The sequence below is a fragment of the Pseudohongiella acticola genome (genome assembly GCF_001758195.1).
Taxonomy (GTDB): domain Bacteria; phylum Pseudomonadota; class Gammaproteobacteria; order Pseudomonadales; family Pseudohongiellaceae; genus Pseudohongiella; species Pseudohongiella acticola.
In genome coordinates this window covers 1,063,298-1,076,274 of sequence record NZ_MASR01000001.1, presented here as the reverse complement: position 1 = coordinate 1,076,274, position 12,977 = coordinate 1,063,298, and the positions used below count along the sequence as shown (strand labels likewise).

The 12,977-nt window shown below is 53.4% G+C and carries 13 protein-coding genes; all 13 read left to right on the top strand.

The window, feature by feature from the left end; genetic code table 11:
• Positions 1-173: 173 nt before the first annotated feature.
• A complete protein-coding gene (locus PHACT_RS04430; RefSeq protein WP_070118149.1) occupies positions 174-578 on the top strand; it encodes a MerR family transcriptional regulator in 405 nt (134 codons plus the stop codon).
• A gap of 19 nt (positions 579-597) precedes the next feature.
• Positions 598-915: a heavy-metal-associated domain-containing protein gene (locus PHACT_RS16740; RefSeq protein ID WP_083264341.1), complete on the top strand. Its 318-nt coding sequence runs from the start codon at positions 598-600 to the stop codon at positions 913-915.
• Positions 916-1,055: 140 nt separating this feature from the next.
• The gene (locus tag PHACT_RS04425) at positions 1,056-3,590 is read left to right on the top strand and encodes a heavy metal translocating P-type ATPase (RefSeq protein ID WP_070116096.1); all 2,535 of its coding nucleotides are present in this window, start codon (positions 1,056-1,058) and stop codon (positions 3,588-3,590) included.
• 66 nt (positions 3,591-3,656) lie between these two features.
• On the top strand, positions 3,657-3,950 hold the full coding sequence (locus PHACT_RS04420) for a DUF2933 domain-containing protein (protein WP_070116095.1): 294 nt from the start codon (positions 3,657-3,659) through the stop codon (positions 3,948-3,950).
• Positions 3,951-3,975: 25 nt separating this feature from the next.
• Positions 3,976-4,626, top strand: a complete 651-nt coding sequence (locus PHACT_RS04415; protein WP_070116094.1) for a methyltransferase family protein — start codon at positions 3,976-3,978, stop codon at positions 4,624-4,626.
• A gap of 144 nt (positions 4,627-4,770) precedes the next feature.
• Positions 4,771-5,139 (top strand): hypothetical protein, encoded by a 369-nt coding sequence (locus PHACT_RS04410; RefSeq protein ID WP_070116093.1) that lies wholly within the window; start codon positions 4,771-4,773, stop codon positions 5,137-5,139.
• Positions 5,139-6,647 carry a thymidine phosphorylase family protein gene (locus PHACT_RS04405; protein ID WP_070116092.1) on the top strand — a complete coding sequence of 503 codons (1,509 nt, stop codon included), beginning with the start codon at positions 5,139-5,141 and terminating at the stop codon, positions 6,645-6,647. The genes PHACT_RS04410 and PHACT_RS04405 overlap by 1 nt, the downstream gene beginning before the upstream one ends.
• Positions 6,644-7,570, top strand: a complete 927-nt coding sequence (locus tag PHACT_RS04400) for a ribose-phosphate diphosphokinase (protein ID WP_052041365.1) — start codon at positions 6,644-6,646, stop codon at positions 7,568-7,570. Before PHACT_RS04405 ends, PHACT_RS04400 begins: the two co-directional genes overlap by 4 nt.
• Entirely contained in the window at positions 7,567-8,922 is a 1,356-nt protein-coding gene (locus tag PHACT_RS04395) for an MBL fold metallo-hydrolase (protein ID WP_070116091.1), read from the top strand. Before PHACT_RS04400 ends, PHACT_RS04395 begins: the two co-directional genes overlap by 4 nt.
• Positions 8,923-8,944: 22 nt before the next feature.
• A complete protein-coding gene (locus PHACT_RS04390) occupies positions 8,945-9,112 on the top strand; it encodes a hypothetical protein (protein ID WP_293613820.1) in 168 nt (55 codons plus the stop codon).
• 47 nt (positions 9,113-9,159) lie between these two features.
• A complete protein-coding gene (locus tag PHACT_RS04385; RefSeq protein WP_052041364.1) occupies positions 9,160-9,423 on the top strand; it encodes a DUF5676 family membrane protein in 264 nt (87 codons plus the stop codon).
• A gap of 11 nt (positions 9,424-9,434) precedes the next feature.
• Positions 9,435-10,577, top strand: coding sequence for an acetate/propionate family kinase (locus tag PHACT_RS04380; protein WP_070116090.1), 1,143 nt, complete (start codon positions 9,435-9,437; stop codon positions 10,575-10,577).
• Positions 10,578-10,613: 36 nt separating this feature from the next.
• Entirely contained in the window at positions 10,614-12,974 is a 2,361-nt protein-coding gene (locus PHACT_RS04375; protein ID WP_070116089.1) for a phosphoketolase family protein, read from the top strand.
• The last annotated feature ends 3 nt before the right edge of the window (positions 12,975-12,977 follow it).

Genomic DNA, 12,977 nt, shown 5'->3' with positions numbered 1-12,977 from the left:
AATTTCTTGACCTGTGTCTTGGACACAGGTGTAAGGTTGCAAAAAGCCGGATAAAGTCTTTGGATTTTCTCTCGGGTTTGGAACTGATGATTGACTCATATCAAGGCAAGGAACAGAGCTTCGGGGTTAATCTGAATCTTGCGATAGTCAGACTGAGCTGCGAGGAGGGCTGTGTGAAAGTTATCGAAATGGCCAGGCGTTTAGGAGTTACGGCCGATACCGTGCGGTTTTATACCCGGATCAAGATTCTGAAACCGGGTAAGAACAAAACCAATGGATATCGGGAATACAGCGAAAGTGATTACAACCGCTTGCGATTCGTGCTAAGTGCACGGCAACTGGGCTTTTCCGTTGAGGATATTCAGGAAATCTTGAACCACGCGGATAAGAAAAAGTCTCCTTGCCCAACCGTGCGCCGCTTGATTGAACACCGCCTGAATGAAACTGAGCAACGGTTCGCGGAGACTCAGCAACTTCGGGAACGCATGCAACAGGCCGCGATCGAGTGGAGCCAAAAGCCGGATAAGGTGCCGACCGGCGATATGATCTGTCACCTAATTGAAGAGTTTGCTCAGTAAATTAACATAAGGATTTGTCATGAATACACAGAATTTCGAGAGTCCTACCCATCACCGGGACGGCTGTTGCTGCGCCAGCAAGTCATCCACTGTAGATACTACTGGTAGCAGTGTTGGCTCACATAGCGATATCCCCCTACAGCGATTACAGGTGCAAGGCGCCACATGCGGTGGTTGTGTAAAAAGCATTGAGCAAACGCTACGCACTGTTTCCGGCGTAAACGATGCGTGTATGGACCTGGCGACGGGTGTCGCTTCGGTCGTTGGCATGGTCGAGTCTAGCGCTCTGATAGAGGCGTTGGATCGAGCGGGTTTTCCTTCGACCCAAATCAATTAGTTTATGGCTGATGGTTGGAGTAACTAGCAGTTGGTAAGCCTATGCATGCTACAGGCGTGAAATCTGGTTTGTTAGCTGCTTAATAAATTGAAAAGAGATTGCCTCTTCCGTAAAAAATGGTCTGAAAATTGGAGAGATACATGGATCACCCCACAGCTTTTCCCTCGTCGAAATCAGTCAACAGCCCGAAAAGTAAGTTCGTTCAACTGATAGTGCCAGGCATGGGGAGTAACCACTGCGCTGGTCTGATCACCACTTCGGTTGAGCGGCTGCCGGGTATCATCAGCCTCACCACCAATATTGCCAATCACCGTGTCCAGGTTGAATTCGACGCCAAGCTGACCAGCGACAACCAGATCCGCAGCGCCATTGAAAAAGCTGGCTACGACGTGGATAGTATAACATCCATACCCTCCAGAAAAATCGGCGAAGCCGTATTCATGGTACCAGGCATGGGTAGCGATCACTGTGCTGGGCTTGTTTCCAGCTCCGTCAAGCGCCTTGCTGGCATTACTGATACTTCCACCAATATTGCCAATCACAAGGTGACGGTTCGTTTTGATGTGGCAACGGTGGATGCGGAAAGGATCAAAGTTGCCATTGAGAAGGCGGGATACGAAGTGGCAGGCGTTAGTGAAAGCCGGGCCCAAGCGGACACAGCAGTGGACGAAGCTGTAGAGGAGCGCTACCTCGACCAGGCATGGAAGCGCCTGTGGTTCGCCGCCATACCCACCACCCTGATCATGGTGCTGATGATGGTACACATGCTCTGGGTGCCGGTGTCAGGCTATCTGGCCTGGGTGGCCCTGCTCGGCTTTCCCGTGGTGTTCCTCCGGGGTGGTTGGGCCACTCACCGCTCATCTTGGCGCTCCCTCACCAACCGCACCGCCAATATGGACGTGCTCATCTCCATGGGCAGCCTGCCACCCTATCTGATTGGACTGGTGGGATTTGTTTATCCCATGACCTCCTTTATTGAGATGGCCGCCACCATCATGACATTCCACATGCTCGGCCGCTACCTTGAAACCCGGGCCAAGGGTAGAGCGTCGCAGGCGATCAAAAAGCTGCTGAAGCTCGGCGCCAAGACCGCCTCTGTGTTGCGGGACGGGCAGGAAGTTGAAGTCCCGGTGGCAGAATTACAAGTGGGAGACATCATGGTGGTCCGGCCCGGCGCCAAGGTACCGACCGACGGCGAAATCGTCGAGGGTAGCAGCCATTTGGATGAATCTATTGCCACCGGGGAGTCAGTGCCGGTGGAAAAAGGGCCCGGCGACGGGGTGATTGGTGCGACCATCAACAAGGAGGGCATGCTTCAGGTGCGGGCCACCCGGGTGGGTGCCGATACCTTCCTGTCACAGGTCGTCGGGTTGGTGGAGCAGGCACAGGGTTCAAAGGTGCCCATACAGGAATTTGCCGACAAACTGACCGCAAAATTTGTCCCGGGAGTTATTGTCATCAGTTTGACGAGCCTTGTGGTGTGGGTGCTGTTCGCTGAGCCGCTGCGACCAATTCTCTACTGGGGTGCCGAGTTCCTGCCTTGGGTCAACCCAGAGCTTTCGCCCCTAATGTTGGGGGTTTTGGCGGCAATTTCCGTCTTAGTAATCGCCTGTCCTTGTGCCCTGGGGCTGGCCACTCCCACAGCCATCATGGTCGGCTCGGGACTCGGCGCAGAATCCGGTGTTCTGATTCGCTCCGGCGAAGCCATCCAGTCGCTGAAAGATATAAAGGCCGTGGTCCTCGACAAAACAGGCACCATCACCAAAGGCGAACCGGCACTTACCGATGTCATCGCCACCGCCGATTTTAATGAGGCCGATGTACTTAGGTTCGCCGCATCAGTGGAAGCTGGCTCCGAACACCCTTTGGGACAATCGATCGTGGAGGGCGCCAGGGAAAAGAACCTGGAAGTTCCCACCGTGAGGGATTTTCGAGCCATCACTGCCCGTGGTGTGGAAGGCCGGGTCGACGACCAGCTCATTCGCGTCGGCAGCCGCCGGCTTCTCAATGAAGCGGATATCGAGCTGAGCGACCTGGAAGAGGCCCTGGTTCGGTTGGAAAAAGAGGGCAAGACCGCCATGCTGGTGGCCGTCGGACACCGCGCGGCCGGCATTGTCGCCGTGGCCGATACCATAAAGGAAGACTCGAAAGCTGCCATTGCCGCTCTTCACCAGTTGGGCATTCATACCGTCATGATCACCGGGGACAACGAACGCACCGCACGACACGTCGCCGATCAGGTGGGCATCGACGAGGTGCTGGCGGGTGTCTTGCCGGAAGGCAAGGTAGACGCCATCAAAAAGCTGCAGGACAAATATGGCCAGCTGGTGGCCATGGTGGGCGACGGCATCAACGACGCGCCGGCACTCAAACAGGCCAATGTGGGCATCGCCATCGGTGCCGGCGCCGACGTCGCCATCGAAGCGGCGGATGTCACCCTGGTGAAAGGCGAACTGTCCAAGGTGGTGGAAGCCATTCGCCTGTCACGGGCGACCTTCCGCAAGATAGTGGAAAACCTGTTCTGGGCCTGGTTCTACAACCTGGCGGCCATCCCCATTGCCGCCGTGGGCCTGCTCCATCCCATGATCGGGGTGATCGCTATGACCATCAGCTCCCTGTCGGTGATCGGCAATTCTTTGCGCCTCAAGCGGGTAAAACTGAATGTGGATAAATAATCTGACAACCGGTAAACAGTGCCGCCCAATAGGCGGAACATTTCAATTTCATTAATGAGGTGTGACATGGCAACCCAAAAACCATCGTTCTGGTTGACCCCCAAAGGTCTGGCCGCCTTGGGTTTAATTGCAGCGGCAAGCTATTTCCTATTGATTGAGCACCGGCAGCACGTCTGGCAGTTTTTGCCTTTCTTGATTCTCTTAGCCTGTCCGTTTATGCATTTATTTATGCACGGAGGACATGGGGGGCATGGCGGTCATGGTGACCATGGCCAGCACGAGGATGAATCCGAGCACGATGCCTATCAACGTGGTTTGGAAGAAGGCCGCCGAGAAAACGAAAATCGTCACCACCATTAACCCAATACATTACAGGAGGAGAAGCATGCACGGTGAATCTGCTTACGGCCTTTGGACGCTGGTGATACTCAATTCGGCGATATTTATCTTCTTTGCCTTCAGCTTTACCAAGCCGCAAACCAAAACCGACTGGCGAAGCTTTGGCGCTTTCTCGGCGTTTGTTATTGCCCTATTTACTGAGATGTATGGCTTTCCATTAACCATTTATTTTCTCTCCGGCTGGTTGGCGGAAAAATATCCTGGCATTGATTTTCTGTCCCACGAAAACGGCCACCTGTTGCACACGTTGCTTGGTTTTGAAGGCAGCCCACATTGGGATCCGCTGCATATCGCCAGTAATGTTCTGATCATTTTGGGTTTCTTTTTGCTGGCCTCGGCGTGGGGTGTACTGCACAAGGCGCAGCAGACTCGGTCGCTAGCGACTACCGGCTGGTATGCCCGTTTCCGCCACCCGCAGTACACCGCATTTATCCTGATCATGTTTGGATTTCTGTTGCAGTGGCCGACGATCCTTACCGTGATTATGTTTCCGGTTCTGGTAGTGGTTTACGTGCGACTCGCTAAGCGTGAGGAGCGCATGGCATTGAAGGAATTCGGTGATGACTATCGCCGCTATATGGAAGTCACGCCGGCATGGATTCCGAAATTAAACGTCGATAAAACTGTTTCTAACTAATGAGGGTACTCCGATGAAAAAACTAATCGCCCCCTATTGGTGTAACGATGATGGAGCATGAATCCGAGCCTGAAAAACAAACCCGCCCCTAAACAAAAAATAGATGGATTGTTTGCCCACTTTGTCTGTCCGAGGAAACTATAAATGAGAGATAGAAAACATAGATTGGGTGTCTCCGAAGTCAATCTGGTGAGGCGCCATTTAAAATTGGAATCTGTCGGCCAGAGAAAGCTACAAGCGGCTATTGCCGAGGTAGATCAGCTTTATGGTCTTGATGCGGTTACCTTTGACGGAAAAAATCATGTGCTGAATCTCGCTTATGACGCCTCCAGGATTTGTCTGGATGATATAGAAGAGACTTTGAAAAACTACGGCGTTGACGTGAGTCATGACTGGTGGACGCACTATAAAGAAGATTATTACAAATTTGTTGATGGCAACATAAAGGAAAATGCTAGCCATGAACCTTGGAGCTGCCATAAGTCACCACCTAGTGCGCGTGGGAAACGCTAATGAATGCCATAAACGAGCTTAAAGCAGCAGACATGGGCATAAACACTCACCAGGAACCGGTGGTATATATGCGTAGCGATTGCCATATCTGCCGCTCCGAAGGGTTCATTGCCAACAGCCGTGTCATGCTGCGGTACGGGGAAAACAGTGTTATCGCCACGTTGAATGTGGTGGACGAACAGGTATTGGTTTCGGGGAGTGCAGGGTTATCCAAAATTGCCATGCGCCGCCTGGGTGCCATCGATGGCGCTGCGATTATTGTCGGTCATGCACCGGTGGTGACATCGCTCGCTGGGGTTCGCAAAAAAATATTTGGGCACAAACTCAGTGATCAAGAGATTACCGCTATCGTCGAGGACATCAGCGACCACCGCTATTCGGATATCGAAATCGCCAGTTTCCTCAGTGTGTGCGCGGGTAGCCATTTAGACGTGGAAGAAATCATCAGTCTCACCCAGGCCATGGTGGCCTGTGGTAAGCGGTTGCGATGGCCTGGCGAAACCATGATTCTCGATAAGCACTGCATCGGTGGGCTGCCGGGCAACCGCACCACACCTCTAGTGGTGTCCATTGTTAGCGCTGTTGGACTCACCATCCCTAAAACCTCGTCGCGTGCGATCACCTCTCCTGCCGGTACTGCGGATACCATGGAGGTCTTGACTTCCGTCAATCTGGAGCTCGATGAGATTCAACGTGTAGTAGCTGAAACCCATGCCTGTCTTGTTTGGGGTGGCGCTGTCAACCTGAGCCCCGCCGACGACTTGTTAATTCGCATTGAACGGGCGCTGGACTTGGATGGTGAAGGGCAGTTGATCGCCTCGGTTTTATCCAAAAAAATCGCTGCCGGTTCCACGCATACGGTGATAGACATTCCCGTTGGCCCTACCGCTAAGGTGCGTTCGCAAAAAGACGCCGAGCGCCTTTCCTCACTTTTTACCCAGGTGGGAGCTGCCTGTGGTATTCAAATTCGCTGCCTTATTACAGATGGTAGCCAACCGGTTGGGCTTGGAATCGGCCCGGTAGAAGAGGCGCGGGATGTGCTGGCGGTATTGCAGTGCGAGGGAAATGCACCGCAGGATCTTCGGGAGCGCGCCTTGTTTCTGGCTGCACATCTGTTTTCACTCGCATATCAAGAGCGATATGAACAAGGTCTGGAAAGAGCAACCGCGATTTTGGATGAAGGTAAAGCCTGGCAGCAGTTCCAGCGCATTTTGGCCGCGCAGGGTGGGATGAAAGCCCTGCCTGACGCCAGCTACCAACATCTCGAAGCGGCCACAACTGCGGGCACACTTAGCGCTATCGATAACCGGCAACTCGCGCGTCTGGCGAAGCTGGCAGGCGCTCCGGCTACAGCCGCCGCGGGGTTGCGTCTACATGCTCGAGTCGGCGACAAGGTCACCGTCGGACAACCTTTATTTACGCTCTGTTCCGATACGATCGGAGAGCAACAGTATGCGATGGCGTTTTATCGCCAATCGACAATTTTTACGGTCGAGAAGGAACGATGAGCGAGGCGATGGCTGTGAAAGATAAATCTCCAGTGGTGTTTTCCCTGAACAATCATCCGTTGGCTGAGTCACTCAGTAACGCGATTGGTGGTCAACCTGGCGAGTTTAACGCTCGGCAGTTTCCTGATGGGGAGTCCTATCTGCGTATTCAATCTGATGTAGAAAATCGCGCCTGTATTGTGGTGGCTGATCTGTCACACCCAAACATCAAATATCTGCCGTTGTTGTTTTTATTGGAAACACTGCGGGAGCTGGGAGCGTCGCAAGTGGGGTTAGTGGCGCCTTACCTCAGTTATATGCGTCAGGATCGCCGTTTTGTCGATGGGGAAGCGGTTACTTCACGTATTTTTGCCAAGTGCCTTTCTCAACATGCTGATTGGCTGGTTACGGTCGATCCACATTTGCATCGCTATCATTCTCTGGATGAAATCTATTCCATACCCAGTCGTGTTGTGCAAGGGGCTCCGGCATTGGCGCACTGGCTCAAAACGCAAAGCAACCTACTGTTGGTAGGGCCCGACAGCGAAAGCGAGCAATGGGTTGATGAGATTGCTGCCTTTAGTCAACATCCTTTTGTGATTGGGGAAAAGCAGCGCTTCGGGGATCGCCAAGTCGAAGTGATGCTGCCCGACATCAACGAATTCAGGGATAGAACGGCAGTGATTATCGACGACGTTATTTCCAGCGGGCAAACAATCCTGGAATGCGTTAAAACACTTCGGTCCAAAGGTATCGACAACATTCAGTGCGTGGCGGTGCACGGCATATTTGCCGATCACTCCGATAAAACCTTACTGGCCTCAGGCCTGAGCCAACTGGTCACATCCAATACCATCCCCCATCCTTCCAACGCTATTGATATTACGTCGCAACTGATTGCGCCCGTTATCAGCATGCTTAAATTGCCAGGAAAATCATTATGAAAATTACCTTTGTCGGCGGCACCGAGACCGTTACCGGCTCAAAATTTCTGCTGGAAACTGAAACGACAACCGTATTAGTCGATTGCGGTTTGTTCCAGGGCTACAAGTGGCTGCGGGAACGCAACTGGCAAACCTTGCCCCTGGACATCGACAAACTGGATGCGGTGCTGCTCACTCACGCACATCTGGATCACTCCGGTTATATCCCGGTGCTATACAAGCGCGGCTTTCGCGGCCCGGTGTTTACCCATCACGCCACTAAGGCCCTGTGTCAGATTTTATTGGCCGACAGCGGCCATATCCAGGAGGAAGACGCCAAGTATTACAGCAAACATAAATTGGGCAAGCACGCGCACCCTGAGCCGCTTTACGACCGTCAAACGGCGGAAGCCAGCATGAGGCTATTTCAGTCTGTGGAGTTTGATGAACAGATCGAGGTCGGGGATATCCGTTTTTATTTACAGCCTGCCGGTCATATTCTCGGCGCCGCCAGCATTATCGTTGAAGCGGAAGGGAAACGAATCGGCTTTTCTGGTGATGTCGGTCGCTTCGATGATGTGCTGATGACCCCCCCTCGACCATTGCCGGAGCTGGATCTGCTGTTGATGGAGTCCACCTACGGCAACCGCCGGCACGACACCCAAGATCCGTTTCAGCAGTTGGCGGAAATTGTTAACCGTGTCGCCAAAAGCGGCGGCGTGCTGCTAGTCCCGGCCTTTGCGGTAGGGCGGGCGCAGGCCTTGCAACATCTGTTGGCGACCCTGATGGATCAGGGCGATATCCCCAAAATGCCCATCTATCTCGACAGCCCCATGGCGATCAAAGTATCGGATATTTTCTGCCAGTTCAGTGATCAGCACCGGTTGAGTCACGAGCAATGCTACCGCCTATGCGATGGCGTGACCTATACCCGCACGGTGGACGAATCGAAGGCGATTGCCGGACATGCTTTCCCCCATATTGTTATCGCTGGCAGTGGCATGGCAACAGGAGGCCGTATTCTCCACCACTTTAAACGCCTGTTAGGCAATTCTAAAACCACGGTGCTGTTTACCGGTTATCAGGCGGGCGGCACTCGGGGCGCAAAAATGCTGGAGGGTGTTGATGCGGTGAAAATCCACGGAGGCTGGGTACCGTTGAGAGCCACTGTCAAAGTCATCTCCGGTTTGTCGGGGCACGCAGACTACCTCGAACTGACCCAGTGGTTACAGCAGTCAGCGCTGACCGATACTACTCGAATTCAACTGATTCACGGTGACCCGGAAGCCCTTGAAGGTATGCGGGTGCACTTGCAGGAGCACACCGCGTTTGCGGTGAATGTCGCGGGCTATCGTGACATTTTGCGCCTGTAATCGAAGAGATAATCCGCAAATCATGGAGGTGATAGTCGATCAACACCAGCAGGTGATTGAACTGTATCGCTATCTCGCCTCCAGGGCGGATATCCCCTCTGCCAAAGAGTTGATGGAATCACTCCGGTCCCTGGAAGAGCACGAAATGATGCGTATGGCGCAGTCTGCCAACCGGTTCGGGGATTTGTAGAGACACTAATTTCTCACAGATACACCACCATAAACGGAGGAATAATCATGACACTTAATGCGTTCAAATTCGGGATGGCCAGCGCGATTACCGCGGCGATACTGTGGCTGGCTTGCAGTCTGCTGGTGATGTTAATGCCTTCCATGATGTTGTCCATGTCCGGAGAAATGGTGCATATGCAACTGAATGAGATGGGTTGGCACTTGACTCTCACTGGTGTCGTTATCGGGCTGGTGGCCTGGTTCGTGGTAGCGGGTATCGCCGGGTGGTTGCTGGCGGCCATTTATAACCGCTTGCAGTCATCCGACTGATTATCCAGCTGATGAGCAGTTTGCCGCGCTATGACAAACCGGTTCTGTTGGTGTTGAATCCGGGTAGTTCATCCATCAAGTGGAGCACGCATAACGTCTCGGCGCTTGAATATGCGGGTGCAACGGTGCCTGTTGCTATTGGGCAAGCAGGTGTCGGCCAATCAGCTGCGCAGACTTATCCTGGCGCGCCCCCTTGGCTGACCGATGTGCTGACAAATCATGATGTTCGCGCGGTGATTATCAGAGTCGTACACGGGGGCTCTGAATATCTTAAACCTCTCCCCATCAACGACGATAACTTTCGGCAACTGCAAACCCTGATACCACTGGCGCCACTGCACAATAAGGCGGCCATTGAACTGATTGAGCAGCTTCGGAATACCCGATTTTCCATTCCCGTTTTTGCGGTTTTCGATAGTGAGTTTTTCAGCGACCTGCCGGTGCTGTCACAGATTTATGGACTATCCGTCGCACTCACTGAGAAATATCGATTACGCCGTTACGGGTTTCACGGTTTTGCTCATGAGTCCATGGTCAAACACTGGGAGGCAGTGAAGCCCAAGGCCGAACACTACACCCTGGTGACTGCGCAACTGGGAAGCGGCTGTTCCATGGCCGCCATCCGCGACGGCAAACCAGTCGATACCACCATGGGCTTTACGCCCAATGAAGGGTTGTTGATGCGCACGCGCAGCGGAGATATCGATCCCGGTTTGCTGACCTGGTTGCAGTGGCAGGAGGGTTGGACGCCCGAGGATACCGACAGGGTTCTCAATTGCGAATCCGGCTGGCGGGGTTTGTCCGGCGGAATCGATAACATGGCGGATTTGTTTGCGAGCGAACAGTTTCAACACCAGCTGGCGTTTGATTTTTTCCGTTATCGATTCCAGAAAACACTGGGCGCGTATTTCGCCATTCTGGGCGGGCTGGACGGTATCGTGCTTAGCGGCGGTATTGCGGAAAACAACGTCGATATTTGCTGCCGCTTGTTGTCCGGTCTTTCCCACTTGGGTATTGCATTAAAAGAGCCTCTGGTTCAGTCTGCTTTACCACTGATTTTATCGCAACCAGCATCACCAGTGCAGTGTTGGGTGGTGGCCGCCGATGAGGCGGATTCTATGTTGCGCTCCATACAACACCACTTTTCTTTTTAGAATGAATTTCAGTCGTTGACTGATTGAGGAAATTCCATGTATGCCATAGATCAACAAAACGATCATCGGACACAACAGCGGGCAAAGTTATATCGAGATACCTATCCTTCCTTTGCGCGCTGGGCGGAAGGTTATGGTGTGATCCAACACCGGGACGAAACGCAGGTGAGAGTGTTCGATCTTTGCCAGCAACTGCTGTGTACAGGACGGTTTAAACAGATCGATGAAGTGCTGGATATATTGTCTGCCGCAGATCGCCTTGCCAGCGCGTCCATGTGGTTGGTGGTGCATATGACCTATAGCAACAGAGTGGATTTCAGCGGCAGCGCACTCGGGCCATCAGATTTTAAAACTAACCCTCAGGGGCATACCGGCGGCTCCCTGAATATGGTGCCTGCCTATGTGGGCTATATGGCTGCCAATCGCCTGGCCGGTATCACCCGCAGTTGGTTGATGGGACAAGGGCACTGTGTGGCCGCCATCGATTCGGTCAACGTGCTGTTGCAAAACCTCTATCCGGAGCAGTCTGAACGCTATCCGTTGAGTGAACAGGGGCTGACACAGCTAGCGCAGGATTTTTACAGCTACGCCAAAACGGATGATGGTCGCCCCGGCGTTCCTCTGGGTAGCCATGTGAGTCCTCACACCGCCGGTGGCCTGATTGAGGGCGGCTATTTGGGCTTCGCTGAACTGCAATACGTGCATATGCCCTTATCCGGCGAAAGGCTAGTGGCGTTTTTAAGTGACGGTGCCTTTGAAGAACAGCGCGGTAGCGACTGGGCCAGCCGCTGGTGGCGCGCCGAGGATTGCGGGCTGGTGACACCGGTGATGATTGCCAATGGCAGGCGCATTGACCAGCGTTCCACAATGTATCAGCAAGGTGGTTTGTCCTGGTTTTACGAACATCTGGAACACAATGATTTTCACCCCATCGCCATCGACGGGCGTGATCCGGCGGCGTTTGTCTGGGGTATTTTTGAATCCGAAGCGCGGCTGGAAGCCTGCAGCGCGCACATCCGTGAAGGCCATATGCACTATCCGGTGAAGCTGCCTTACCTAATAGCGGAAACAGAAAAAGGCTACGGCTTTTACGGTGCCGGTACCAATGCCGCCCACGGCACGCCCCTACCGGGTAACCCCGGTATTGATGAACACTCCCGCAACTTGTTTAACGAACATGCGGCCAAATTATTTCTTCCGCGAAGTGAGCTGGAACTGGCTATCTCACAAATTGCGCAGCATGAGGCCGATAATCGCGTATCAGAAAAACATCATGCCCTGTGTATGCGCAACGTCATGCTTCAATCTCCCACAGAACCACAATGGCAAACCGAGGGCGACCCGATATCGCCGATGGCAGCGGTGGACGCGCGATTCTGCGAATGGCACCTTGGTAATCCCGATAGGCGGGTCCGTATCGGCAACCCGGATGAGCTGAGTAGCAACCGGATGGGCAAGACACTGGATTTGCTCAAGCACCGGGTGCTGAAGCCAGAACAGGGTGTGGCCGAATCCATTCACGGCTCGGTGATTACCGCACTCAATGAAGAGGCGGTCGTAAACGCGGCGCTGGGAAACAAAGGCGGTCTGAACCTGGTGGTGAGCTATGAAGCCTTCGCCATGAAAATGATCGGTGCAGTGCGCCAGGAAATCATTTTTGCGCGCCATCAAAAAGCGCTGGGGCGACCGCCGGGCTGGCTGTCGGTGCCGGTGATTGCCACCTCGCATCTATGGGAGAACGGAAAGAATGAACAATCCCATCAGGATTCCGCCTTTGGCGAGGTACTGCTGGGGGAAATGAGCGATATGGCGAGAGTTGTGTATCCCGCCGATGCCAATAGTGCTGTCGCCTGCCTCGATGCCTGTTACCAGACCCAGGGTCAAATCTGGGGGATGACGATTCCCAAAAATGACGTTGTTACAGTATTCACACCCAAGCAGGCAGCCCAGTTGGCAGAGCAGGGCGCATTGACGTTGGATAAGACTGACGGTGCACCGGTACAACTGGTCGCGGTAGGCGCCTATCAATTAGGCATTTGTCAGGAGGTAAAACGCACTTTGTCTAAACAAGGTATTCAATGCCGCATAACGTACCTGTTGGAACCGGGTCGCTTTCGCCAACCGCGAGACCTTTATGAGCAGACTTATGTCAGCGATGTGGCTGCCCACACGAGCCTGTTTCCCGATGACATTCGTTTGCGAATTTTTGTATCACACCTGCGACCGGAAATATTGCTCGGTGTCTGCCGCCCTCTGGATCTTGGCGTTGATCGATGTATCGCTTTTGGATACTGCAATCAAGGCGGCACTTTGGATACGTCAGGTTTATTACGAGCGAATCAGTCTGATGCGCAGTCCATTGCCACAGTGGTAAGGCAGCAAATAAACAGAGGATAGGCA